The 24,834-nt window shown below is 74.1% G+C and carries 21 protein-coding genes; 15 read left to right on the forward strand and 6 right to left on the reverse strand.

Features of this window, described 5'->3' with window-relative positions; translation table 11 throughout:
• The first annotated feature begins 5 nt into the window (after positions 1-5).
• The 6 genes from ABVB68_RS04590 to ABVB68_RS04615 all read left to right on the forward strand — a co-directional run bounded on the left by ABVB68_RS04590 (position 6) and on the right by ABVB68_RS04615 (position 6,621).
• Complete coding sequence (locus tag ABVB68_RS04590) at positions 6-1,517, forward strand: SulP family inorganic anion transporter (protein WP_353599548.1); 1,512 nt, start codon at positions 6-8, stop codon at positions 1,515-1,517.
• Positions 1,518-1,789: 272 nt separating this feature from the next.
• On the forward strand, positions 1,790-2,815 hold the full coding sequence (locus ABVB68_RS04595) for a slipin family protein (protein ID WP_353599549.1): 1,026 nt from the start codon (positions 1,790-1,792) through the stop codon (positions 2,813-2,815).
• 98 nt (positions 2,816-2,913) lie between these two features.
• On the forward strand, positions 2,914-3,804 hold the full coding sequence (locus ABVB68_RS04600; RefSeq protein WP_353599550.1) for a PPK2 family polyphosphate kinase: 891 nt from the start codon (positions 2,914-2,916) through the stop codon (positions 3,802-3,804).
• 120 nt (positions 3,805-3,924) lie between these two features.
• Positions 3,925-5,451: an FAD-dependent oxidoreductase gene (locus tag ABVB68_RS04605; RefSeq protein WP_353599551.1), complete on the forward strand. Its 1,527-nt coding sequence runs from the start codon at positions 3,925-3,927 to the stop codon at positions 5,449-5,451.
• Positions 5,452-5,574: 123 nt separating this feature from the next.
• On the forward strand, positions 5,575-6,420 hold the full coding sequence (locus tag ABVB68_RS04610) for a polysaccharide deacetylase family protein (protein ID WP_353599552.1): 846 nt from the start codon (positions 5,575-5,577) through the stop codon (positions 6,418-6,420).
• Positions 6,421-6,438: 18 nt separating this feature from the next.
• Positions 6,439-6,621 carry a hypothetical protein gene (locus tag ABVB68_RS04615; RefSeq protein ID WP_353599553.1) on the forward strand — a complete coding sequence of 61 codons (183 nt, stop codon included), beginning with the start codon at positions 6,439-6,441 and terminating at the stop codon, positions 6,619-6,621.
• Positions 6,622-6,836: 215 nt separating this feature from the next.
• On the opposite strand, the gene ABVB68_RS04620 is transcribed toward ABVB68_RS04615, so the two are convergent.
• Positions 6,837-8,306: an MbnB/TglH/ChrH family RiPP precursor modification enzyme gene (locus ABVB68_RS04620; protein WP_353599554.1), complete on the reverse strand. Its 1,470-nt coding sequence runs from the start codon at positions 8,304-8,306 to the stop codon at positions 6,837-6,839.
• A gap of 239 nt (positions 8,307-8,545) precedes the next feature.
• On the reverse strand, positions 8,546-9,259 hold the full coding sequence (locus ABVB68_RS04625; protein ID WP_353599555.1) for a peptidyl-tRNA hydrolase: 714 nt from the start codon (positions 9,257-9,259) through the stop codon (positions 8,546-8,548).
• A 791-nt stretch (positions 9,260-10,050) separates the two neighbouring features.
• Between ABVB68_RS04625 and ABVB68_RS04630 the strand changes: the two genes are divergently transcribed.
• From ABVB68_RS04630 to ABVB68_RS04640, 3 genes are all read left to right on the forward strand, one after another.
• On the forward strand, positions 10,051-10,821 hold the full coding sequence (locus ABVB68_RS04630) for a DUF4142 domain-containing protein (RefSeq protein ID WP_353599556.1): 771 nt from the start codon (positions 10,051-10,053) through the stop codon (positions 10,819-10,821).
• A gap of 97 nt (positions 10,822-10,918) precedes the next feature.
• The gene (locus ABVB68_RS04635; RefSeq protein WP_353599557.1) at positions 10,919-11,698 is read left to right on the forward strand and encodes a TIGR04222 domain-containing membrane protein; all 780 of its coding nucleotides are present in this window, start codon (positions 10,919-10,921) and stop codon (positions 11,696-11,698) included.
• 149 nt (positions 11,699-11,847) lie between these two features.
• Positions 11,848-13,512, forward strand: a complete 1,665-nt coding sequence (locus ABVB68_RS04640; RefSeq protein WP_353599558.1) for an alpha/beta hydrolase — start codon at positions 11,848-11,850, stop codon at positions 13,510-13,512.
• Between the two features lie 274 nt (positions 13,513-13,786).
• On the opposite strand, the gene hemQ is transcribed toward ABVB68_RS04640, so the two are convergent.
• The gene (gene hemQ / locus ABVB68_RS04645) at positions 13,787-14,518 is read right to left on the reverse strand and encodes a hydrogen peroxide-dependent heme synthase (RefSeq protein ID WP_353599559.1); all 732 of its coding nucleotides are present in this window, start codon (positions 14,516-14,518) and stop codon (positions 13,787-13,789) included.
• Positions 14,519-14,523: 5 nt separating this feature from the next.
• Positions 14,524-16,158, reverse strand: coding sequence for a protoporphyrinogen oxidase (gene hemG, locus ABVB68_RS04650; RefSeq protein ID WP_353599560.1), 1,635 nt, complete (start codon positions 16,156-16,158; stop codon positions 14,524-14,526).
• 390 nt (positions 16,159-16,548) lie between these two features.
• Between hemG and ABVB68_RS04655 the strand changes: the two genes are divergently transcribed.
• On the forward strand, positions 16,549-17,568 hold the full coding sequence (locus ABVB68_RS04655; protein WP_353599561.1) for a DUF4349 domain-containing protein: 1,020 nt from the start codon (positions 16,549-16,551) through the stop codon (positions 17,566-17,568).
• Between the two features lie 27 nt (positions 17,569-17,595).
• A complete protein-coding gene (locus ABVB68_RS04660) occupies positions 17,596-19,008 on the forward strand; it encodes an FAD-dependent oxidoreductase (RefSeq protein ID WP_353599562.1) in 1,413 nt (470 codons plus the stop codon).
• Between the two features lie 125 nt (positions 19,009-19,133).
• Here ABVB68_RS04660 and ABVB68_RS04665 read toward each other — a convergent pair whose 3' ends face one another.
• Entirely contained in the window at positions 19,134-19,421 is a 288-nt protein-coding gene (locus ABVB68_RS04665; protein WP_353599563.1) for a hypothetical protein, read from the reverse strand.
• A gap of 92 nt (positions 19,422-19,513) precedes the next feature.
• On the opposite strand from ABVB68_RS04665, the gene ABVB68_RS04670 reads away from it, so the two are divergent.
• The gene (locus ABVB68_RS04670; RefSeq protein WP_353599564.1) at positions 19,514-20,335 is read left to right on the forward strand and encodes a rhomboid family intramembrane serine protease; all 822 of its coding nucleotides are present in this window, start codon (positions 19,514-19,516) and stop codon (positions 20,333-20,335) included.
• A gap of 165 nt (positions 20,336-20,500) precedes the next feature.
• On the opposite strand, the gene hemE is transcribed toward ABVB68_RS04670, so the two are convergent.
• Positions 20,501-21,568 (reverse strand): uroporphyrinogen decarboxylase, encoded by a 1,068-nt coding sequence (gene hemE / locus ABVB68_RS04675; RefSeq protein ID WP_353599565.1) that lies wholly within the window; start codon positions 21,566-21,568, stop codon positions 20,501-20,503.
• A 98-nt stretch (positions 21,569-21,666) separates the two neighbouring features.
• On the opposite strand from hemE, the gene ABVB68_RS04680 reads away from it, so the two are divergent.
• From ABVB68_RS04680 to ABVB68_RS04690, 3 genes are all read left to right on the forward strand, one after another.
• Positions 21,667-22,338 (forward strand): DUF3000 domain-containing protein, encoded by a 672-nt coding sequence (locus ABVB68_RS04680; protein ID WP_353599566.1) that lies wholly within the window; start codon positions 21,667-21,669, stop codon positions 22,336-22,338.
• 305 nt (positions 22,339-22,643) lie between these two features.
• On the forward strand, positions 22,644-23,303 hold the full coding sequence (locus tag ABVB68_RS04685) for a response regulator transcription factor (RefSeq protein WP_258778726.1): 660 nt from the start codon (positions 22,644-22,646) through the stop codon (positions 23,301-23,303).
• Between the two features lie 146 nt (positions 23,304-23,449).
• On the forward strand, positions 23,450-24,739 hold the full coding sequence (locus tag ABVB68_RS04690) for a ribonuclease D (RefSeq protein ID WP_353599567.1): 1,290 nt from the start codon (positions 23,450-23,452) through the stop codon (positions 24,737-24,739).
• Positions 24,740-24,834: the final 95 nt, after the last annotated feature.

The raw sequence follows: 24,834 nt of genomic DNA on the forward strand, positions 1-24,834 counted from the left end.
CGCCGATGACCCCGAAGAACACCCTCATATCCCGATTCCCGCATCTCGCGCACGACGTCGCCGCCTCCCTCGTGGTGTTCCTGGTCGCCCTCCCGCTGTGCGTGGGGGTGGCCGTCGCCTCCGGGGTGCCGGCCGAACTGGGCCTGGTGACCGGCATCGTCGGCGGCATCGTCACCGGGCTGATGCGCGGCAGCAGCCTGCAGGTGTCCGGGCCGGCCGCCGGTATGACCGTGCTCGTCTTCGAGGCGGTCGAGGAGTTCGGTCTGCCGGTGCTCGGCGCGATCGTGCTCGTCGCCGGCCTGCTCCAGGTGGCCATGGGCCTGCTGAGGCTGGGCCGCTACTTCCGCGCCATCTCGGTCTCCGTCGTCGAGGGCATGCTGGCCGGAATCGGTCTGGTCCTCATAGCCGGCCAGCTGTATCCGGCGCTGACGGCCAAGGCCCCCGACTCCGGACTGGGCAAGATCGCCGGGCTGCCCGGAGCCTTCCTGGACGTCCTCGGCGACGGAAAGGCGCTGACCTCGCTCGCGGTGTGCGCCGGCACCATCGCGGTGCTGCTGCTGTGGCGGCACACCCCGGTGAAGCTGCGCGCGCTGCCCGCACCGCTCGCCGCGGTCGGTCTCGCCACGCTGGCCGCGTTCGCGCTGAACCTGCCGGTTGCCACCGTCGAGGTGCACGGTCTGCTGGACTCGGTCCAGCCACCGCCGCTGAGCGCCTTCGGCGAACTGGCCGGCGTCGGCGCCCTCGGCACGGTCGTCGCCTTCACCCTCATCGCGTCCGCCGAGTCGCTGTTCAGCGCGGCGGCCGTGGACCGGCTGCACTCGGGGCCGCGCACCGAGTACGACCGGGAACTGGTCGCGCAGGGCGCCGGCAACACGGTCTGCGGGCTGCTGGGCGCGCTGCCGATGACCGCGGTGATCGTGCGCAGCGCGGCGAACGTGCAGGCGGGTGCCCGGACGAAGGCCTCCCGTGTCCTGCACGGCGTGTGGCTGCTGCTGTTCGCCGCACTGCTGCCCGGCGTGCTCGCCCACATCCCGATCCCCGCCCTCGCCGGCATCCTGATCCACGCGGGCGCCAAACTGGTGCCGGTCCGGGCGCTGGCCGTGCTGTGGCGCGAGAACCGGGGCGAGGCGCTGATCCTGTCCGTCACCGCGATCTCGATCGTGGCGGTGAGCATGTTCGAGGGCGTGCTGATCGGGCTGGCGCTTGCCGTGGTCAAGACGGCCTGGGAGGCCTCGCACGTCCGGCTGGAGGTCGTCGACAAGGGGGCGGGCCCGATCGAGGCGCACCTCGGCGGCAACGCGACCTTCCTGCGGCTGCCGAAGATCCTGGACAGCCTGGAGTCCCTCCCCCAGGACCGCCCGGTCCGCCTCGACCTCTCCGACCTCCACCACCTCGACCACGCCTGCCGCATGGCCCTGGAGAACTGGGCACTGCGGCACAGCGCGGCGGGCACCGAGCCGGTACAGGTCACCGCGCCGACCGCACCACGGCAGCGGACCCGGGCGCCGGCAGGGTGAGACCGGGGTGAGGCCCGCCTTCCGGCCCACCCCGGCCCGGTGGGAGCGGTCTCTCGGTCCGGCTCAGGGTGGGGACCGCCTCGCGCCCCGGCCTGACGTGGACCGCCTCCGGGCCGCAGCAGCGGCGGCGCGAAGCCGCTGCTGCGGTCGCCCCGGCCCCGGGCCGGGGCGACGACGCCCCTCGGTGCCCCGCCCGGCCCATGGCTTCCGCCCCCACCCGGGCATATCGTTGCAATACCGGACAGACCCGACCTCTGAACGAGGAGGTCATCATGATCCAGGAACTGCTGGGCGCACTCGCCGCGGCGGCCTCCGTGGGCGTCGTGTACGTGGCGATGGGGGCGCGGGTGGTCAAACAGTACGAGCGCGGTGTGCTGTTCCGGCTCGGGCGGCTCACGGGTGGCCTACGCGCTCCGGGCCTGACGATGGTGATCCCGTTCGTGGACCGGCTGCACAAGGTCAACATGCAGATCGTGACGATGCCGATCCCGGCCCAGGAGGGCATCACCCGCGACAACGTCACCGTGCGCGTGGACGCGGTCGTCTACTTCCGGGTGGCCGACCCCGCGAGTGCGCTGGTCAAGGTGGAGGACTACAAGTTCGCGGTGTCGCAGATGGCGCAGACCTCGCTGCGCTCCATCATCGGCAAGAGCGACCTGGACGACCTGCTCTCCAACCGGGAGATGCTCAACCAGGGCCTGGAGCTGATGATCGACAGCCCGGCCGTCGGCTGGGGCGTCCAGGTCGACCGGGTGGAGATCAAGGACGTGTCCCTGCCGGACACCATGAAGCGGTCCATGGCCCGCCAGGCCGAGGCGGACCGGGAGCGCCGGGCCCGGATCATCAACGCCGACGCCGAACTGCAGGCGTCCAAGAAGCTCGCGGAGGCGGCCGAGCAGATGTCCGACCAGCCCGCCGCCCTCCAACTGCGGCTGCTGCAGACGGTGATGGCGGTGGCGGCCGAGAAGAACTCCACGCTGGTCCTGCCGATCCCGGTGGAGCTGCTGCACTTCCTGGAGAGGGGCGCGCAGACCACGACACCGAACAGCGCCGGGGGCCGGAGCGCGACCGCCGCTCCGGGAAAGGCGGACGCCGCACCGACAGCGCAGACCGCGTCGAACGGCGACGCGGCGCAGCAGGCGATCACCACGGTCGCGGATGCGCTGGGAGCGCCCGCGGTCACCGGTCCGGCCGCGGAACAGGCCGCCGTCCCCGACGCACCGGGAACGGCGGCGGTCACGGAGGCGCGTACGGAACGGCCCGTACCGAACGGCGAGGCCGGGGCGGCCTCCGGCTGAGCGCGCGGCCGTACCCGCTCGCCGGTCTGGCGAAGGCCGGTGGCCGGGCGCACCATCGGTGGACGGCTCCGACAGTGGCCGGACGAGGAGGGGCGCCCGTGGCGAAGCGGAACGACAAGGAACTCCGGGAGCTGCTGCGGCTCCCGTCCGGCGAGCGGATCGAGCTGGGCGCGTACGACGCCCGGGCCACCCCCGGCTCCCCGGACACCAAGGCGGCCGCCCGCGCGGACACCGCCCGGATGGGCGCGCGCCTGGCCGGACTGCAGGAGCGGCTGTGGGCGGCGGGCACCGCGGGCGACCGGCGACGGGTGCTGCTGGTCCTGCAGGGCATGGACACGAGCGGCAAGGGCGGCACGGTCAAGCACGTCATCGGCCAGTTCAACCCGTCCGGCTGCCGCATCAAGGCGTTCAAGGCCCCCACCGAGGAGGAACGCGCGCACGACTTCCTCTGGCGGGTGCGGCGCGCACTGCCCGAAGCCGGCGAGATCGGCATCTTCGACCGCTCGCACTACGAGGACGTCCTCATCGCCCGCGTCCGGCGGCTGGCCCGGCCCGCCGAGATCGGCAGTCGCTACGGCCTGATCAACGACTTCGAGCGCGAGCTGGCCGAGGACGGGGTGACCGTCGTCAAATGCTTTCTCCACATCTCCTACGAGGAGCAGAGGCGGCGTCTGCTGCGCCGCCTCGACCGTCCGGACAAGCGCTGGAAGTTCGATCCGAGCGACATCGAGGAGCGCGCCCTGTGGCCCGCCTACCAGGAGGCGTACGAACTGGCCCTGGAACACTGCGCCACGGCGAACGCGCCGTGGTACCTGGTCCCGGCGGACCGCAAGTGGTACCGGAACTGGGCGATCAGCCGGCTGCTGCTGGAGCACCTGACAGCCCTCGACCCGCAGTACCCGAAGACCGACTTCGACGTGGCGGAATACCGCGAACGGCTGCTGGCGGGCCCCGTCCTCGACAGGGAGGAACCGGCCCGGCTCCCCTGACGTTGCGCCCACCTCGCCGCCGGGCTTCCGTCCCGCCCCCGGCCGCCGTTCGGCCCCCACGGCTCTCCCCGTCCGGGTGGCGCCGGACGTGAGCCGGGACGGACGGGGTACCCGGGCCGCATGCGCGAGGAGCGGAAGGTCACCGGTTCGTACTGGCTGCGGACGGCCCCCGGGCGGTCCCACCCGGCCCTGGCCGAGGACGTCGACGTCGACGTGGCGGTCGTGGGCGCGGGTATGGCGGGCCTCAGTACCGCCCATGAACTGGCCCGGGCCGGGCTGCGGGTGGCGGTGCTGGAGGCCGGGCGGGTGGCGGGCGGGGTGACCGGCTGCACCACCGCCAAGCTGACCGCCCAGCACACCCTCGTCTACGACCGGCTCCGGCGCACCCGGGGCCCCGAGGCGGCGCGGCTGTACGCGCGTTCGCAGTCCGAGGCGATCGAGCACGCGGCGGCGCTGGTGACGGAGCTGGGCATCGACTGCGAGTGGGAGGTGCGGGACGCCTGCACCTATGTGCGGGACGAGTCACGGGCCGGGGAACTGCGGGCGGAGGCGGAGGCCGCCCGGGAGGCGGGACTGCCGGCCACGTTCACGACGCGGACCGGGCTGCCGTTCCCGGTGGCGGGCGCCGTCCGGGTGTCCGGGCAGGCGCAGTTCCACCCGGTCAAGTACCTGCGGGCGCTCACCGACGACCTGATCGCGCGCGGCGGCCGGGTGTACGAGGAGACGAGGGTCGTCGGGCTGCACGAGGGCGGCGAGCCCTGCCGGCTGACGACCGAGTCGGGGCACACCGTGACCGCCCGGGACGTCGTGGTCGCCACCCATTACCCGATCTTCGACCGGGCTCTGCTGTTCGCCCGGCTGTCGCCGCGCCGCGAACTGGTCGTCGCGGGCCCGCTGGGCGACGGCCCGGACCCGGAGGGCATGTACATCACCCCCGAGGAGAACACCCGCTCGGTGCGGACCGCGCCGTACGGCGAGGACGGCCAGCGGCTGCTCGTCGTCACCGGGGAGCACTTCACTCCCGGCACCGGTGATCCGCGGGCCGGCTTCGACCGGCTCGCCGCCTGGGCCGAGCAGCACTTCCCCGGGGTGCGCCTGGAGCACGCCTGGGCCACGCAGGACAACGAGTCGACCGACACCGTCCCGCTGGTGGGCCTCTTCCACCCGGGCGCGAAGCACACGTACGTGGCCACGGGCTTCGGCGGCTGGGGGCTCAGCGGCGGCATCATGGCCGGTCTGCTGCTGACCGCCCTGATCACCGGCGGGGACCGGGCCTGGAGCGGGCTGTACGATCCGCGCCGGCTGAAGTCGGTGATCCGGGAGGCGCCGTCGTTGCTGAAGACACAGGCGGAGGTCGCCAAGCACTTCGTCGGCGACCGGCTGAAGCCGCCCGCCTCACTGGACGACCTCGCGCCCGGCGACGGCGCGTTGGTCCGGGCCGGCGGTGACCGGCTCGCCGTGCACCGCGACGACACCGGCGCGCTGCACGCCGTGTCGGCCCGCTGCACCCACCTCGGCTGCCTGGTCTCGTTCAACCGGGCAGAGCGCGCCTGGGAATGCCCTTGCCACGGCTCCCGCTTCGGCGTCGACGGCGAGGTGATCCAGGGACCGGCGGTACGGCCGCTGGAGCGGCGCACCCTGGACTGAGCGCCGGGGGGTCCACCCGCCGCCTGCCGGCCGCCGCCCGCCACCCCGCCGCCCGGGTGACCCTGCCGCCACACCGACGGCCATATCGCCATACAAATGGACATACGGTCCTACGCTCGTACGGTGATCCCTCTAGCACGCCGTATCACCGCCGTCTGTGCCCTGGGCGCGGCACTCGCCGCCTGCGGCACCACGGGCGCGGGCACCCCGCGCCCGGCCAAGCCCTCCGTGTCCGCCTCCCCCTCCGCCACGCGGCCACCCGTGCTCACCCCGGGTCCGGGCGGCCTCACCCCGGTCTTCGAGCACGGCCCGCGCACCATGGGCAAGACCGTCGCGCTGACCTTCGACGCCGACATGACCGCCGACCAGGGGCCCCGCGCGGCCTCCGGCGAGCACTTCGACAACCCGGGGCTCATCACCGCCCTGCGCACGCTGAAGGTTCCGGCGACCGTCTTCATGACCGGCCGCTGGGCCGACCAGTACCCGGCCGAGGCCCGCGCCCTCGGCCACGACCCGCAGTTCGAGGTCGCCAACCACTCCTACAGCCACTACGCGTTCACCGACGACTGTTACGGCCTGCCGACCGTCGGGGCGGACCGGATGCGCGCGGACGTCGAGCGCGCGTACACCTCCCTGCGCAAGGCGGGGGTGCCGCATCCGATGCCGTACTTCCGTTTCCCCGGCGGCTGTTACGACCAGCAGGCCCTGCGCGCGATCGACGGGCTCGGGGTGACGGCGGTGCAGTGGGACGTGATCAGCGGTGACGCGTTCGCCACGGACGCCGACGCGGTGGTCCGGCAGGTGCTGGACGGGGTGAAGCCCGGGTCGGTGGTGGTCATGCACTGCACCCGCAGCGCCGCCCCGACGACCGAGCGGGTCGTCCGCAGGGTCGTACCGGAGCTGCGCAGACTCGGGTACCGGTTCGTGAAGGTGTCCGAGCTGATCGGCCAGACCAGCGGGCACCGCTGAACGGCCTACGCTGGAACCATGAGCGACGAGGATTACTGCACGATCATCGACGCCACCCGGCCTCCCAAGGCCGACGGCCCGCCGTACGCGGAGTGCGTGCTGTGCCGGGAGCCGACGGAGTACCCGGAGTCGTACAAGGGCATCACGCTCTGCCCGGTGTGCGAGTGGCAGGAGGCACAACGCACCGCCTGCTCGGGCTGACCGGCGGGCGGTGCGGCGCGCGGGGCTGAACGACGGGTGGTACGGCGCACGGGGCTGAACGACGGGCGGCGCGACGTGGGGGGCTGAACGACGGGCGGCGCGACGCAGGGCGCTCCCGGCGGACGGTGCGACGCAGGGGGCTGCCGGCGGGCGTGCGACGCACTGGGCTGAACGACGGGCGGTGCGGCGCCGGCGCAGCGGACTGGCCGTCGGGCTCATACCCTCCGCGGCAGCACCCTTCGCGCCGCCCGCACCATTCGTACCGCCGGCCCCTGAGACCTGGGCGCCGGCCCGGCACGGTCCAGCCACCACTCCCGCAGGGCGCGCCGGACCTCCGCGTCCCCCGACCGCCCCGCCCGCACCACGTGGTGGGCGAAGTCCAGCGCGTCGCGCCGGTATCCCCCGCTCATCGGCCGCTCCCGCGCGTACTCCAGGAACGCCGGCCGGTATCGCGTCCCGAGAAGCACCGGCAACTCGGGCGCCACCTTCGCCACGACGTCCGCCCGCTTCGCCGCGAGCGCCCGCGCCTGCACGCCCATCCGCACCCGGTCGAACCCCTCCGGCACCGGCGTCCCCGCCACCAGCGCGGACAGCACCGCGGCCTGGGCGACGCCGAGCCGCTCCCGGGCGGCTTCCCGGGCACCGACGTCGGCCACCGGCCGTACCAGGACCGCGACACCCCCGCCCGCCGCGCCCATCGCGGCCGGGCTCCCGCCCCCGGCGGCATCGTCGTCCGCAACCGCCGTACGCCCGGTCACGGTCCCGATCCCGGCCCCGGCCCCGTTCTCGCCCCCCGTCGCGTTCGTGATCGCCGACCCGATCCCGGTCGCGGCGACGGCCGTTCCTCCGGCCGCCCGTCCGCGTCCCTCCCGCACCGCGTCGCGGATCGCGGAGACCTCCCGCTCCAGCTCGCCCGGCTCGGGGAAGTTGTCGTCCCGTTCCAGCAGGACCCCGGGGGGAGCGGTCCGGGACGCGAGGTCGGTCAGGAGGGCGAGGATCGGGGGCGGTACGGGGTGCGCGTGACTGTCGTGCCAGACGCCGTCCCGTTCGAAGCCGCCCGCGACGTGGACGTAGGCGATCGCCTCCAGCGGCAGCGCGCCGAGCGCCTCGGCCGGGTCCTCGCCGCGGTTGACGTGGTTGGTGTGCAGATTGGCCACGTCGATGAGCAGCCGCACACCGGTCCGCTCGACCAGCTCGGACAGGAACTGCCCCTCGGTCAGTTCCTCGCCCGGCCAGGAGAACAGCGCGGCGATGTTCTCGAGGGCCAGCGGCACCGGCAGCGCGTCCTGGGCGATACGGACGTTCTCGCACAGCACGTCCAGCGCGTCCCGGGTGCGTGGCACGGGCAGCAGGTGCCCGGCTTCCAGCGGCGGGGAGGCGGTGAGCGCGCCGCCCGCCCGGACGAACGCGATGTGCTCGGTGACCAGGGGAGCACCGAGCGCCTCCACCCGCTCGGCGAGCGCCGTCAGCCGGCCGGCGTCGGGGCGGTCGGCACCGCCCAGGCCGAGCGAGACGCCGTGCGGGATCACCGTCACGCCGCGCTCGCGCAGCCGGAGCAGCGACTCGGGAACGTGCCCCGGGCAGACGTTCTCCGCCACGACCTCCACCCAGTCGATGCCCGGCATGCCCTCCACGGCGTCGGCGATCTCCGGCCGCCAGCCGATCCCCGTCCCCAGTCGCCGCATGGCGCTCCCCCCTCCTCGGCCCGTTCCTCGTGCGTCGAGTGAGGGGGGTATGGCCCCACCGACCGCCACCGAACCCCTCGGCTGCCGCGTTCAGAGGAACATTTGAGGTTCCGGCCCGAGTGTCCGCCGGTCGTCCGTATCGGCAGGCAGGCAGGCAGGCAGGCAGGCAGGCAGGCTGATGATCACCACGCATGGTGCCGAACGAGCCACCGCGCGGCTGACGCGGAACTTCCGTCCTCCTACCGCAGCGCCGGATGATCGGCCACGACCGTGCAGGAGCCCGGGGCGATTTCTGTGAAACCGGCGTCCCGGACCAGTGGCAGTCTGCCGGTGGTCAGCCGGTGCCAGTCGGCGGGGTCGGCCGGGCGGACGGCGAGGGGGAAACCGGCGTCGCGCCACGCCGCGCGCTCGGTGTCGTCCAGTGCCCACCAGGCCAACTGGGCGCCGTGCCCGGCCTGGGCCATCGCCTTGCCGGCCGACATCTCCAGCTCCGGGTTCAGCCACAGCACGGGCTGGGAGGGGTCGGCCGCGGCGGGCGGCTCCGGGTCGTCCAGCTCGGTGCCCGACACCTGGAGCTTCGCCAGCTCCTTGGGCCAGCCGTCCAGCGGGATCGGCGGGAAGACGCGGACCTCCGCGGACCTGCCGGTCACCGTGATGCCGGGCAGCGCCTCCGCACGCCGCCACTCGGCGCCCCGGGCGCGGCGGACCACCTTACGGATCCGCGCGTCCTCCCAGTTCCGCACGGCCTCGGCCCACTCGCCCTCACCGCGCGCCCGTTCGTCGCCGAGGAAGAGGAGCACGGCCCGGGCCGCGGTCTCCAGCGCGTCGGTCCGGGCGGGCGGCGCGCTCCGCTCGATCCGTACGACGAGGGGCAGCACGAACTGCGGGGCCTCATCGCGCGGATGGGGCTCGGTCTGGAAGGGACTGTCACCGGGGGCAGGAACTTGGCTCACGACAGTCCACCCTACGAAGCCACGGACGAGCCGATCAACGCGCCCGCCCCCATCACGTCCGGCACTCTCGCCGAGGGACGGATCGAGGGTCGGATTCAAGGGGTGAGATCACGAGGGGAACGGTGCCGGGGGATCCGCCCCGCTGCGGCGCACGGGCCGCCGGTCGGCCCCGTGCGGCGCACGGTGGACCGGCGCGTGGAGGGGCGGCCGGGTGTGCGGGCGGGGCGGGTGCGGTTGCCGGTGCGGGTGCCGGCACGTCGTGGCCTGTCGCGCAGCTCCCCGCGCCCCTACTGCCGGTGCGTGTGCGCGTGCCGGCACGTCGTGGCCCGTCGCGCGGTTCCCCGCGCCCGTACCAGGCGCCGCATCCCTGCCGGTGCGGTACCGGTGCCGCCGGTGCGTGTGCGCGTGCCGGTGCGTCGTGGCCCGTCGCGCAATTCCCCGCGCCCCTACCAGGCGCCGCGCCCCTACGGGTGCCGTACGGGTGCCGCCGGTGCGTGTACGCGTGCCGGTGCCTCGCGGCCCGTCGCGCAGTTCCCCGCGCCCCTTCGGGGCGCTGCCCGGACCGCCCTCAGCCGGGACGACGCCCCGCCGGACCAACCGGAGGAATGCCCGGACCGCCCCCACTCGGAGGGCAGCCCGCGCCCCACCCGGAGGGCAGACCGTGACCTCGGCCGAAGCGTCGGGCGGGGCGGGGGTGTGGTCCCGGGCGCCTCGGCGTGCGCAGTAAAATGCCAAGCCGCACCCACGCACCCTCGAGCACCCTTGGTGTGCGGTGTCGTACAGGAGGCGTCATGCGACCGCGACCGCCGATCAAGGGCCGAGGCATATTCAGCGGCACCGGGCTCATCATCACCGGCCTGGCGGCGACGGCCGCGGCGCTGCTGTTTCCGCTCTGGTCGTACGCCGACCGGCAGGGCGCGGCCACCGCGAACGTGCTGAGCGCGCAGACCGTCACGACCCCGTACGGCCCGCTGTCCGCGCAGGACCGGGACTTCGTCACCAAGGTGCGGCTGGCAGGGCTGTGGGAGCTGCCCGCCGGGGAACTGGCGGAGCGCGAGGGGACCACATCCGCCGTGCGGACGGCGGGACAGCACCTCGTCGACGGGCACACCTCGCTCGACGCGCACGTGCGGACGGTCGCCACCCAGCTCGGCGTCCCGCTGCCCAACGAACCCAACCAGCAGCAGAAGCAGTGGCTGGCGACCCTGGAGTCCGCGCGAGGACAGGACTTCGACCGCCGTTTCGCCGGCATCCTGCGGCTGGCGCACGGCCGCGTGTTCTCCCTGGTCGCCCAGGTCCGGGCCGGCACCCAGAACTCCCTGGTCCGCGACCTCGCCGACGACGCCAACACGACCGTCCTGGACCACATCAAGATCCTGGAGGCGACGGGGTACGTCGACTTCGCCGCGCTCTCCCGGGACCTGGCCGCCTCGCCCACCCCCGTGCCACCCCCGCCGGCGGTCGACCCCGGCGCCGCGGTCCCGGTGACACCCTCGCCCAGCGAGACGTACCCCCTGCCGCCGGCGACGGCCAGCCCGGTGGCGGCACCGGGCGGCCCCTGACCTGCGAGAAAAGCGGAACGTCACATACCGGCAACGCTGCGTCCGGATCGTGAACAGGGCATGGCCTTTTCAAGCGCCACTGGCATAGAAACACGTCATGTTCTGGGTCCTCTTCCTCCTGCTGGCCTGGGGTCTCACCGGCACCGCGTGCACCCGGCTGTGCCTCGCCGCCGTGCGCGCGGCCTCCGTGGACGCGGACGTCACGGCGACCGGCCCAGCGCACGATCTCACCCTCTACGAGGCGGCCTTCCTGTCCGGCGGCCCGGCCCGGGTCGCCGACGTGACGCTGGTGTCCATGGCCCGTCAACGGCGTCTGCTGCTCGCCCACACCGGCTGGGCCACGGTGGTGGACCCGCGGGGACGGGACGAGATGGAACGGTCCGTCATAGGGGCGATAGGACCGGAGGGCCAGTGCCGGATCGGACCGGTGCGGGCACGGGCGGCCGGGGCCGAGGCGGTGCGCCGACTGGCCGACGGGCTGGTGCGCGCAGGCCTCGCGGTCCCCGACGAAGCCGGCGGGACCGTGGGAGCCGCCGTCCGCCGGGTGCGTGGCACCGTGCCGGCCGTCGTGGCGCTGGGCGCGGCCGCGCTGCTGCTGCCGGTCCAGAGCGGGACGCCACGACTGCTGGTCGGCCTGTGGTTCGGGCTGCCGCTGGCGCTGTCGCTGAGCTGCCTCGCCCTGGCCCGGATCGAGGTGCACCCGTACTCGCGCTGGGCCTCCCCCGCCGGGCAGCGGCTGCTGGGCACACTCACCCGCGGGCCCGCCGGCGACGAGCGGTCGCTGCTCACCGCCGTCGCCGTGGACGGCATCCGCGCCATCGGGGAGCCGGAGCTGCGTGCGGCCCTCACCCACCGCGATCAGCCGTGGCGGGAGTGAGGGCGTCTCGAGGGGGCGCATAGGGGGCATTGGCGCCGACACCGGCCGGGTGGTGCTTGCCTTCCCCGACTGCCGTACGAAATATCCCTTTTGTTGGCGTCGGGCCGTGGCAGTCGTGCCATCGCCGCCGCGCACCGAAGGGATACGCGATGAGAGCTGCCGCGCTGTACTCGGCCGCCGGATCCTTGCTCCTGACCACGCTGGCCGCAGCCCCGGCAGACGGCACGCCCAGCGGTCCCGGGGCGACCGGGGCGCCCGGCGCGGCCGAACTGCGCGGCATCGCGGTGGCCGTGGCCCGCGCCCGGGCTGCCGGTATCGACTTCGGGGCGTGCTCCGCCGCCGACGTCCCCGAGGCGCCGAGCGGTGTGCAGTGCGGCACGGTGACCGTCCCACTGGACTACGCCCACCCCGACGGCAAGCGGATCGAACTGACCGTGAGCCGCGTCCGGGCCACGCAGAAGGACCCGAACAACAGCAAGCGCAAGGTCCCCCGGCAGGGCGCCCTCGTCTACAACCCGGGCGGCCCCGGCGGCTCCGGCATGTACTTCCCGCTGGTCGGCCAGGTGCCGGGGTGGCAGCGCATCGCCGCCGCCTACGACCTGGTCGGCTACGCCCCGCGCGGGGTGGGCCGCTCGGCGCCGCTGTCCTGCGAGGACCCCAAGACGTTCTTCAAGGCGCCCACCGCGTCACCGACGCATCCGTCCGAGGCGTACAAACGGCAGCGCATCGCCCAGGCGAAGGCGTACGCGAAGGGCTGCGCCCAGCGGTCGGGCAGCGGGCTGCGCCACTACACCTCGCTGAACAACGCCCGTGACCTGGACGTCCTGCGGGCCGCGCTGGGCGAGAGCCGGCTGACGTTCATGGGGGCGTCGTACGGCACCTACTACGGCGCGCTGTACGCGGCGATGTTCCCCTCGCACCTGCGGCGCATGGTGCTGGACTCGTCGGTGAACCCGGACCCGGAGAAGATCTGGTACCGCAGCAACCTCGACCAGTCGGCCGCGTTCGAGGAGCGCTGGGCGGACTTCCGGGACTGGATGGCCCGCCACGACGACGTCTACCGGCTCGGCGCCACCCCCGGGAGGGTGCAGCGCAGTTACGACACCGCGCGGGACCGGCTGGCCGGGAAGCCGGCGGGCGGCAAGGTCGGCCCGGGCCAGTTGCAGAACGCGTTCCTGACGGCCGGGTACTACGACGACTTCTGGCCGAGCCGGGCCCAGGCCCTGTCGGCCTATCTCCACGGCGACCCGGAGCCGCTGGTCCGGCTGGCGGCCCCGCACACCGAGACGGCCGCCGAGGCGGAGAACGGCAGGGCGGTGTACACGGCCGTCGAGTGCAACGACGCCTCCTGGCCGACGGACTGGAAGGTGTGGGACCGCGACAACACGCGGCTCGCCCGGGTGGCGCCCTTCGAGACCTGGGACAACGCCTGGATGAACCTGCCGTGCGCCTACTGGCCGGCGCCCCGGCAGCGGCCGCTGGACGTGCGGACCGGGCCGGGTGAGCTGCCACCGGTGCTGATCCTGGCAGCCGAGCGGGACGCGGCCGCGCCCTACGAGGGGGCGGTGGAGATGAACCGTCGGCTGGCCGGCTCGGTGCTGGTGACCGAGCGGGACGCGGGCACGCACGGCGTCGCCGGCGGCCCCAACGGCTGCGTCAACGCGCACCTCGACGCCTATCTGCTGGAGGGCCGTCTCCCGGCACGGCACGCGTCCTGCGCGCCGCACCAGGAGCCGAAGCCGGACCGCTCCGGCGGCCGGACCGACACGCAGGCCCGGCGGGACGCCCTCAGGGGCAAGGCCGACCCCCGCTAGGGCCTGCCGACTCCCGTCCGCCACGCATGCGGCCGCGACGCGAATCGCCGGACAGGCCCGGGGCGCCTGCCGGGTGCTACGGGTCGCCTGCCGGGTGCTGCCGGTCGCCGGCCAGCGCTGCCCGTCACCGGGCGGGTGCTGCCGGTCACGGGCCGGGTGCTGCCCGTCACCGGCCGGGGGCTCGTCCCGGCCGACCGGGGGCTCGTCCCGGCCGGCCGGCGACCGAGCGGCAGATCCGCCCAGCGCTGCGGCCCCGCGCCCCACACGGGCGCCGTCAGGCGAGCCCGGCCACCAGGTCGGCCACCGACTTGCGGCGGCCCGTGAAGAACGGAACCTCTTCGCGGACGTGCCTGCGGGCCTCGGAGGCGCGCAGGTGGCGCATGAGGTCGACGATGCGGTACAGCTCGTCGGCCTCGAAGGCCAGGATCCACTCGTAGTCGCCGAGCGAGAACGAGGCGACCGTGTTGGCGCGCACGTCCGGGTAGCCGCGGGCCATCTTGCCGTGGTCGGCGAGCATGCGGCGGCGGTCCTCGTCGGGCAGCAGGTACCAGTCGTAGGAGCGCACGAACGGGTAGACGCTCACGTAGTTGCGGGGCGTCTCGTCGGCGAGGAACGCCGGGATGTGCGAGCGGTTGAACTCGGCGGGGCGGTGCAGCGCCATGTTCGACCAGACCGGCTCCAGCGCGCGGCCCAGCCGGGTGCGGCGGAAGAGGTTGTACGCCTCCTGCAGCTGGTCGCTGGTCTCCGCGTGCCACCAGATCATGAGGTCGGCGTCGGCACGCAGTCCGGACACGTCGTAGGTGCCGCGGATCGTCACGTCCTTCGCGGCGAGCTGGTCGAACAGCTCCTGGACCTCGTCGGCGTAACCCGCGCGGTCCTCCGGCAGCACGTCCTTCAGCTTGAAGACCGACCACAGGGTGTAGCGGATGACCTCGTTGAGGTCCTTGGCCAGCTTGCCCTTGTTCGGGATCCTGCCGGACTCGGTGGTGGGGGCGTCGTCACTCATGGTCCCTATTCTCCCGCTCCGCCGTGCAGGCTCTGCACCGGGTTGGCCGTCAGCTCCTCGACACCGCGCAGGTCGCCGTCCAGCTGGTCCACCGCCGCGTACGCGCTCGCGATGCACGCGGGGATGCCGACGCCGTCGTACTGCGCCCCGCACACCGCGAGCCCCGGCAGCTTGGCGACGTGCTCGCGGATGCGGGCCACGCGCGCGTGGTGGCCCACCGGGTACTGGGGCAGGCCGTCGGTCCAGCGGGTGACGCGGGTCCGCAGCGGGATCGCGTCCAGGCCGGTGGCCGCGCGCAGATCGTGCCGGGAGACCTCGACGAGGCCGGCGTCGTCGCGCTCGAGGACGGCGGTCTCGCCGTGGCGGCCCACGGAGGTGCGCAGCACGGCCACGTCCCGGTCCTCGTCGGCGATCCAGCCCCACTTCTGGGAGGCGAACGTGGAGGCCTTGACGGTGCGGCCGTCCACGGGCGGCACCAGGAAGCCGCTGCCCTCGGGCAGCCGCAGGTCGGCTCGCCGGTAGGCGAGGGTGACCAGGGCCATGGAGGCGTACTCGACGGCGGCCAGCCCGGCGGCGGCCGCCGGGGACTCGGCGCGCAGCAGGTCGGCCGCCGCGGGGGCGGGGACGGCGAGGACGACGGCGTCCGCGTGCAGGACGCGGTCCCCGGCCACGACCCGCCACCCGGCCTGCTGCCCGGTCCCGTGACCCGGCTGACCGGTCCCGTCGCCCGGCTGACCTGTCCCGTCGCCCGAGCCCGCGGTCCCGGCGCCCTGTGGTGCGCCCGCGGCACCCTGGGCGGCCGGCCGGCCGGCCCTGTCCCGCGGCGCTCCGGAGCCGCGCGTCCCGTGCCCGCCGTCCGGTTCCGCCGGGCCGCATCGGCGCAGTTCCCGCACCGGCGTCCCGGTGAGGATCTCGCCGCCGCGCGCCCGCACCGACTCGGCGACCGCCAGCGGGAGGGTGCCCACACCGCCCTCGATGCCCAGGAACACCGGGCCGGTCTGCCGGGCCGCCGCCGCGTCGGCCTGGATCTCGCGGACCGCCGCCGTCAGGGAGTCGTGCGCGCGTGCCGCGCGGAAGAGCTGCGGGACGGCCGAGCGCATCGAGATCCGGTACGCGTCGCCCGCGTAGACCCCACCGAGCAGGGGTTCGACGAGCCGGTCGACGACCTCGCGGCCGAGCCGGGCCGCCACGTACTCCCCCACGGCCACGTCGTCGCCGAGCTCGGTGCGGGGCAGTGAGGCGTCGCGCTCGATGCGGGCCAGGCCCTCGGCGGACAGGACGCCGGAGAGGGCGGTGGCGGTGCCGGGGACGCCCATCACATGGCCCTTGGGCATGGGCCGCAGCGCGCCACGGGTCCAGATCGAGGCGGTCGCGGTGGCCGGTGGCTGCAGCCGCGCGGCGAGGCCCACCTCGCGCGCGAGGGTCACGGCCTCGGGGCGGCGGGCGAGCATCGACTCGGCTCCCAGGTCGACCCGCACGCCCGCGATCTCGCCGGGCAGCAGCTTGCCGCCGACCCGCTCGGAGGCCTCCAGGACGGTCACACGCGCGCCGCGGTCCAGCAGCCGGTGGGCGGCGGCCAGGCCGGCGATACCGGCTCCGACGACGACGACGTGCCCCGTGCCCCTACCCGTTGTGCTCATGCCCTCCACTCTCTCAGACCCCACCGGCACTCCCGTCCCGGCCCGCAGCCCCCGCCCACCGCCACTCCCACCGGCGCCCGAGCCCCCACCCACCGCCACGGCCGCCGGCACCCGGATTCCCACCCCCACGGACACCCCCGTCCGCGCCCCAGGCCCCGTCCCGCCCACACCCCCGTCCGAGCCGGAAACGGCGCCCCGCCCACACCCCCCGTCCGGACCCGGAGCCCCGCCGACCGACACCCGCGTCCGGGCCGGGGATTCCGCTGCGCCGGGCCGGTGTCCGCACCGAGTCCGGACCGTGACCGCTTCGGAACCGGCCGCCGCAAACGTCCCGGCGGACTTCGCCGTCGTAGGAACGTCATCGGTCTCAGCCATCGGGGGGTACCGCCCATGCGCACATCACGCTTCGCAAGTCCCGCAGATCCCGCACGACCCGCAGATCCCGCAGGTCCCGCACGATCCGCATCGTCCGTCCGGGCCCTGGCCGGGGTCCTGCTCGCCGCGTCCCTGGCGCTGGCCGGGTGCAGCGGCGCCGGTGGCGACTCCGGCGAGGGCTCCGCGAAGTCCGCCGCGGGCGCCGGGGCCGAGCGCGCGGACGCGTCCGGTGCCACCGCGGAGAAGGGGAAGCGGGCCCCCAGGGCAGCCGACCTCGCCCCCAGCGCGATCGTCCGCACCGCGTCCCTCACCGTCGAGGTCAAGGACGCGTCCAAGGCCCTGGCCGAGGCCCGGACGGCCGCCGAGGGCGCGGGCGGCTACGTCGGCGACGAGAGCACGAGCCGGGACGCCGACGGGCACGAGCACACCCGGGTCGTGCTGCGCGTGCCCTCGGCCCGGTACGACGAGGTCCTCACCGGGCTGCAGGGCACGGGCAGGCTGATCCACCGTACGGCCAAGGCGGTGGACGTCACCGACCAGGTCGTGGACGTCGACAGCCGGGTCGCGTCCCAGCGGGCCAGCGTGAACCGGATCCGCGGCCTGATGGACCGGGCGACGAAACTGAGCGATGTCGTCGCGCTGGAGGGCGAGTTGAGCAGCCGCCAGGCGGACCTGGAGGCGCTGCTGGCCCGGCAGGCCTCCCTGAAGGACCGCACCGACCTGGCGACCATCACCCTGTCGCTGTCCGAGACACCCGCGCGCAAGGCGGCGGCCGACGACGGCACGCCGGGCATCGTGGACGCGGTCGCGGGCGGCTGGCACGTGTTCGTCACGATGCTGCGCTGGATCGCCCTGGCGCTGGGCGCCGCCCTGCCGTTCGCGGCCCTCGCGGTCGTGCTGGCGCTGCTGTGGCGGCGGGTGGTACGCCCCCGGCTGCCGCGCCGTGCCGAGCCCGCGCCGGCGATGACCACACTCGGTCCGCTGCCGTCGGCCCGCCCGGTGCCCGACCCCGGCGCCGGGGCGGACCGGAACTGAAATGCCCGCGCACCGTAGCGTGTTCCCATGAGCATGAGCGCTGGGCGGGACGGGACCGAACGACTGGTCGTGATCGGCGGGGACGCCGCGGGGATGTCCGCGGCATCGCAGGCCCGCCGGCTCAGGGGCCCCGGTGAGCTGGAGATCGTGGCCTTCGAGCGCGGCCACTTCACCTCCTTCTCGGCGTGCGGCATCCCGTACTGGGTGGGCGGCGACGTCCCCGAGCGCGACCGGCTGATCGCGCGTACGCCCGAGGAACATCGGGAGCGCGGGATCGACCTGCGGCTGCGCACCGAGGTCACCGAGATCGACGTGGCCGGACAGCGGGTACGCGCGCGTGAGGTCGATTCCGGTGCCGAGTACTGGACGGCGTACGACAAGCTCGTCATCGCCACCGGGGCCCGCCCGGTCCGCCCGGACCTGCCCGGCGCGGACGCCCCCGGGGTGCACGGCGTGCAGACCCTGGACGACGGCCAGGCCCTGCTCGACACGCTGGCCCGCACCGGTGGCCGCAGGGCGGTGGTCGTGGGCGCCGGCTACATCGGCGTGGAGATGGCGGAAGCGCTGATCAAGCGTGGCTTCGAGGTGACGGTGGTCAACCGCGGCAGGGAGCCCATGTCGACGCTCGACGCGGACATGGGCCGCCTGGTGCACCGGGCCATGGAGGGCCTGGGCATCACCATGGTGAACGACGCCGAGGTCACCAAGATCCTCACCGGGGAGGACGGCGGGGTCCGCGCGGTGGCCACGGAGGACACCGAGTATCCCGCGGACGTGGTGGTCCTCGGCATCGGCGTCCGTCCGGAGACCTCCCTCGCGCGCGCGGCCGGCCTGCCCGTCGGCGCCCACGGCGGCCTGCTCACCGACCTGGCGATGCGGGTGCGCGGCCACGAGAACATCTGGGCCGGCGGCGACTGCGTGGAGGTGCTGAACCTGGTCTCCGGCCAGGAGCAGTGCGTCCCGCTCGGCACCCACGCCAACAAGCACGGCCAGGTCATCGGCACCAACGCCGGCGGTGGCTACGCCACCTTCCCCGGCGTCGTGGGCACCGCCGTCAGCAAGGTCTGCGATCTGGAGATCGCCCGCACCGGCCTGCGGGAGAAGGACGCCCTGCGGGTGGGGCTGCGGTTCGAGACGGTGACCGTCGAGTCGACCAGCCGCGCGGGCTACTACCCCGGCGCCTCCCCCATGACGGTCAAGATGCTCGCCGAACGCCGCACGGGCCGGCTGCTCGGCGTCCAGATCGTCGGCAGGGAGGGTGCGGGCAAGCGGGTGGACATCGCCGCGGTGGCGCTGACCGCGCGGATGACGGTGGAAGCGATGACGGCCCTGGACCTGGGGTACGCCCCGCCCTTCTCACCGGTGTGGGACCCGGTCCTGGTGGCGGCGCGGAAGGCAACGGCGAAGGTATGGCGAGGCGACCGGCCCGAAGGCGCCTAGGGCGGTCCCGCCGGCTCGCGACGGGCGCGCCCAGGGGCTCCCACTGATCCGCGGCGGCCGCCCAGGGGCTCGCACCGATCCAGGGCAGCCACCCAGGGGCTCGCACCGATCCGGGGCGGACGCTCCTAGGCGGTCCCGCTGATCCGCGGCAGCGAGGTGACGCCCGTGCCGGACGTCACGGCGGTGGGCTGCTCACCGGCGGGCTTGGCGTGGGAGGCGGAGGGGCGGGTCGAGCGCAGCCGGTAGCTCACCGCCTCGTCCAGCGTCACGGGCCGCTGCATCTGGGAAGCGAGCCGCCCGGCCTCCTGGCCGAGCCGCGCGACGTCCTCCCAGGGAAGCCGTATCACCAAGGACACCTCGGCCTCGCCGTCGGGCAGCGCGTGCATCGCCGGTATGTGCGCAGCGTTCGTCATCGCCTGATCCTCACGTCGGTTGAGGAGAGATACGCACAGCCGCCCCGCCGCGTTCACCGATTCGCGCGTCTGATCGGGGGCACTACTTCTGTGTGGTCATCCCCGTCCATGACGTGAATCCGGTGCGCCGCACCCCTTGGGTGACGTACGCGCTCATCGGCGTCAACGTGTTCGTGTTCCTCACCATGCCCGGGGCAGCGGGTTCGGTGGCCGGCGACAGCGATCTGGCGCCGCTGTGTCATCTCCAGGCCTTCATGCAGCACTACGCGGCGGTGCCGAGGGAGCTGATCCACCATCAGCTTCCCCAGCTGGTCCCCAACGGCCAGGTGGGCGTGGGCCCGCACGGCCCGGGCTGCGTGGTGAGCCGGCCCGGCTACGACAAGTCACCGGCGCTGTCGGTCTTCACGGCGATGTTCCTGCACGGCGGCTGGCTCCACCTGCTGGGGAACATGCTCTTCCTGCTGATCTTCGGCAACAACGTCGAGGACCGGATGGGACACGTCCGCTACCTCCTCTTCTACGTCGTCTGCGGCTACGCGGCCGGGTACGGCTTCGCGCTGCTCAACGACTCCTCCGGCGAACCCCTGATCGGCGCGTCCGGCGCCATCGCCGGGGTCCTCGGCGCCTATCTGGTGCTGTACCCGAGGGCGAGGGTCTGGGTCCTCGTCCCGTTCCTGGTCTTCCTGCCGCTCAGGCTGCCCGCGTGGCTGGTGCTGGGCTTCTGGTTCGCGCTGCAGGCGGTGTACTCCTCCGGGCACGGCATCTCCGGCGGAACGGTGGCGTACGCGGCCCACGTGGTGGGCTTCGTGGCGGGCATGCTGCTGGCCTGGCCGCTCAAACCCGGCACGCCTCCTCCGCCGGAGCCACCCGGCCTGCTGTTCGGCAGGCGGGCGCGGCCCCACTACTCCTGGTGAGTCAGCGCGCGGTCGCCGTGTGATCGTGGTACACGAGCCGGATCAGCGCGCGATGGCGGTGTGGACGTGGTCCACAAGCCGGGTCAGCGCGCGGTCGCGGTGTGGACGTAGTCCACGAGTCCGGTCAGCGCGCGACGGCGGTGTGGACCTGGTCCACGAGTCCGGTCAGCGCGCGGTCGCCGTGTGGACGTAGTCCACGAGCCGGGTCAGCGCGTCCGGGTCGGTGTTCGGCATGACGCCGTGGCCGAGGTTGAAGACGTGGCCCTCCAGACCGGCGGCCGCCTTCAGCACCTCGCCGGCCTGGGCCTCGACGGTGTCCTTGTCGGTGAACAGCACCGTCGGGTCGAGGTTGCCCTGGATGGCCTTGCCGGGACCGACCCGGCGCGCGGCCTCGTCCAGCGGGACCCGCCAGTCGGCGCCGACGACGTCCGCGCCGGCCTCGCCCATGAGCCCGAGCAGTTCACCGGTGCCGACACCGAAGTGGATGCGCGGGACGCCGTAGCCGGCCACGGCCTCGAAGACCTTCACGGAGGCGGGCATGACCGACCTGCGGTAGTCGGCGGGAGCCAGGGCGCCCGCCCAGGAGTCGAACAGCTGGACCGCGCTCGCGCCGGCCTCGATCTGCACCTTCAGGAAGGCGGCCGTGATGGCGGCGAGGCGGTCGAGCAGGTCGGCCCAGAGCCGGGGGTCGCCGTACATCATCGCCTTGGCGTTCTCGTACGTGCGGGAGGGGCCGCCCTCGACGAGGTAGCTCGCGAGGGTGAACGGCGCGCCGGCGAATCCGATGAGCGGGGTGGCGCCCAGCTCACGGGTGAGCATGCCGATCGCCTCGGTGACGTAGGAGACGTCCTCGGGGGTGAGATCGCGCAGCCGGGCGAGGTCGGCCCGGGTGCGCACGGGCTGCTCGACGACCGGGCCGACGCCGGGCTTGATGTCGAGGTCGATGCCGATGGCCTTCAGCGGGACGACGATGTCGCTGAAGTAGATCGCCGCGTCCACGCCGTGCCGGCGCACCGGCTGCAGGGTGATCTCGGTGACCAGTTCGGGCCGCATGCAGGACTCGAGCATCGGGATGCCCTCGCGTACCTTGCGGTACTCGGGCAGGGAGCGGCCGGCCTGGCGCATGAACCACACGGGGGTGTGCGGCACGGTCTCGCGCCTGCACGCCTTGAGGAAGGCGCTGTCGTACGTCGCGGTCGGCTGCTGGCCCGAAGGGCTTCCGTTGGCACTCACGACGGCAAGTCTCGCACGGCCGCGAGCCGAGAATCGCGGCTGCCCTTCTGGGGTGTCCCTCCCTGCACGCGGCCCCCGTTCCCCTTACTCTTCCCGGCATGGCTGCGGCTCAGGGACGATTGTCGGACGGCGCTGACGGAATGGACGACGCGAAGGACACCGCGCAGGGGCGGGCGGGCGGCGGGCTGCCGCCCGTGTTCCGGGCCGCGGTCGACGCGCTGCGGAGCGCCCGGGTGCGCTCGCAGGTCGAGGTGGAGCCGACGCCCGCGCCGCAGCGGCTCGCCCCGTTCGCGCACGCCCTGGAGGCCGTGGTGGTCGACGGCGAGCAGGAGCTGGCCGACGGGCGGCTGGTGCTGCTGCACGACCCGGCCGGGCACGAGGCCTGGCAGGGCACGTTCCGGCTGGTGACCCTGGTGCGCGCGGAGCTGGAGCCGGAGATGGCGGCCGATCCGCTGCTGCCGGAGGTGTGCTGGTCGTGGCTGACCGGCGCGCTGCAGGGGCGCGGCCTCGCCTACGGGGAGCCCAGTGGCACGATCACGCGTGCCGCCTCGCACTACTTCGGCGGTCTCGCCGAGCGCCCGGCCGCCTCGCAGATCGAGATCAGGGCCTCCTGGACGCCCCGCGAGGGCCTGGGCGGGGTGCCGGACACGGGCGGTCACCTGGCCGCCTGGTGCGATCTGCTGGCGCAGGTCGGGGGGCTGCCGCCGGCCGGTCCGGGCGACGCCTCCGTGGTCACCCTGCCGCAGCGCAGGGGCCCGCAGTCGCGGTGAGCCGCCGGTTCCGGTCGCGGTGAGCCGACTCCCGGTTTTCGACGCCGTAATCCCCACGCACTCACTGTTGACCATCTCTTTGTCGATACGGCCACATTCCGTACTCGAATCGCACTCGCACGAACCGACTCGATCTTCCGATGATCGATCGCGTGTCCGAATTGCACAGATTGTTACTCACTAGATCGTGATCATTCTCTAAAGGCGGACGAGTTTGCTGCCGAAGACGACTGTGACCTTGAAAGCACGTTTCGTCCCGGCTAACTCCCCACAAGCCGGCCCCGTCCCCCCACCCAGGAGGCCTGGTGTCCGTTCTCCTCGAGCAGCCCGCAAGCCTGGTCGCCTACCGCCCGAACAAGCCGACCGCCATGGTGGTCGTGGCCGACCCGCGCGTCCGTTCCACCGTCACCCGGCACCTGTGGGCGCTCGGCGTGCGCGATGTCATCGAAGCCTCGTCCATCGCGGAGGCCCGTCCCCGCATCAGCAACCCGCGCGACATCTGCGTCGCCGACGTCCACCTGCCCGACGGCTCCGGCCTGACCCTGCTCTCCGAGACCCGCGCCGCGGGCTGGCCCAACGGGCTGGCCCTCTCCGCCGCCGACGACATCGGCGCGGTCCGCAACGCCCTGGCCGGAGGGGTCAAGGGCTACGTCGTCACCGGCACCCGCACCAACATCGGTCTGCCCAGCCGTCCCGGCGCCACTCCCCTCGGCGGCGCCGCCCGGATGCACCGCCGCCCCCCGGGTGCCCCGAGCCACCCGGGCGGCTACCGGGAGCTGTCCGGGCGCGAGGTCGAGGTGCTGCGGCTGGTCGCGGAGGGCCAGTCGAACAAGGCCATCGGCGTCTCCATGGGCCTGTCCGCGCTCACCGTGAAGAGCCACCTGGCCCGCATCGCCCGCAAGCTGGGCACCGGCGACCGGGCCGGCATGGTGGCGGTGGCCCTGCGTACCGGGATCATCCACTGAGCCCTGTGCGTGCCCCCTTCGGAGGAATCACCGGTTCACTCGCTGAACCGCGAGTTCCACCGGGCTGACTGGTTTACGCCCCTCCGGCGCCCGTCGACGGAACGTTCCGGCGACGGGCGCCGTCCGTACACCGATACCCTTGACACGTGACCGACGCCCAAGACACCGCAGCAGACAGTTCCCTGCGCATCACCGGAGGCACGCCCCCGGACGACGCCGGATCTTCTGTGACGGAGGCGCCGACCCCGCTGCTAGAGCCCCGCGAGGGAATTCCGCCGGTGGTCGCCGACGAGGCCGCCCTCGCCGAGGTGATCGCCGCGTTCGCCGCGGGCTCCGGCCCCGTCGCCGTGGACGCCGAGCGTGCCTCCGGCTACCGGTACGGCCAGCGCGCCTACCTGGTGCAGCTGCGCCGCGAGGGCGCCGGCAGCGCACTGATCGACCCCGTCGCCTGCCCCGACCTGTCCGGTCTCGGCGAGGCGCTGTCCGGCGTCGAGTGGGTCCTGCACGCGGCCACCCAGGACCTGCCCTGCCTGCGCGAGATAGGCATGATCCCGACCCGGCTCTTCGACACCGAGCTGGCCGGCCGGCTCGCCGGGTTCCCCCGCGTCGGCCTCGGCGCCATGGTCGAGGGCGTCCTCGGCTACGTCCTGGAGAAGGGCCACTCCGCCGTCGACTGGTCCACCCGGCCGCTGCCCGAGCCGTGGCTGCGCTACGCCGCCCTGGACGTGGAACTCCTCGTCGACCTGCGGGACGCCCTGGAGAAGGAGCTGGAGCGGCAGGGCAAGCTGGAGTGGGCCCTGCAGGAGTTCGACGCGATCGCGTCGGCGCCGCCCGCCGAGCCGCGCAAGGAACCCTGGCGCCGTACGTCCGGGATGCACAAGGTGCGGCGGCGCAGGCAGCTGGCGGTGGTACGGGAGCTGTGGGAGACCCGGGACCGGATCGCCCAGCGCCGGGACGTGTCGCCGGGCAAGGTGCTGTCCGACGCGGCCATCGTGGAGGCGGCGCTCGCGCTGCCGGCCAACGTGCACGCGCTCGCCGCGCTGAACGGCTTCGGGCACCGCGCGGGGCGGCGGCAGCTGGAGCAGTGGCAGGCCGCGGTGGACCGGGCGAAGGCCCTCACGGACAGCGCGCTGCCGCAGCCCGGCCAGCCGGTCACCGGCCCGCCACCGCCGCGGGCCTGGGCCGACAAGGACCCCGCCGCCGCGGCCCGGTTGTCCGCGGCCCGGGCCGGGGTGACGGCTCTCGCCGAGCGGCTCAACATGCCCCAGGAGAACCTGATCTCCCCGGACACCGTGCGGCGCCTGTGCTGGGAACCGCCCGCGGTGCCCGACGCCGACTCCGTGGCGGCCGCGCTCGCCGGACACGGTGCGCGCCCCTGGCAGGTGGAACAGGTGACGCCGGTACTGCTGGGCGCACTGGCGGCGAAGGACGCGTAGCGCATCGCAGCCGGCCGGGCGGGCGCGCGGCCGAGCCGTGCGGGCGGCTGAACGGGTGGTTCACCGATGCCGGCGGCCGGATCGGGTCGCCGAGT

Source organism: Streptomyces sp. NPDC096012, from assembly GCF_040426375.1.
GTDB lineage: Bacteria > Actinomycetota > Actinomycetes > Streptomycetales > Streptomycetaceae > Streptomyces.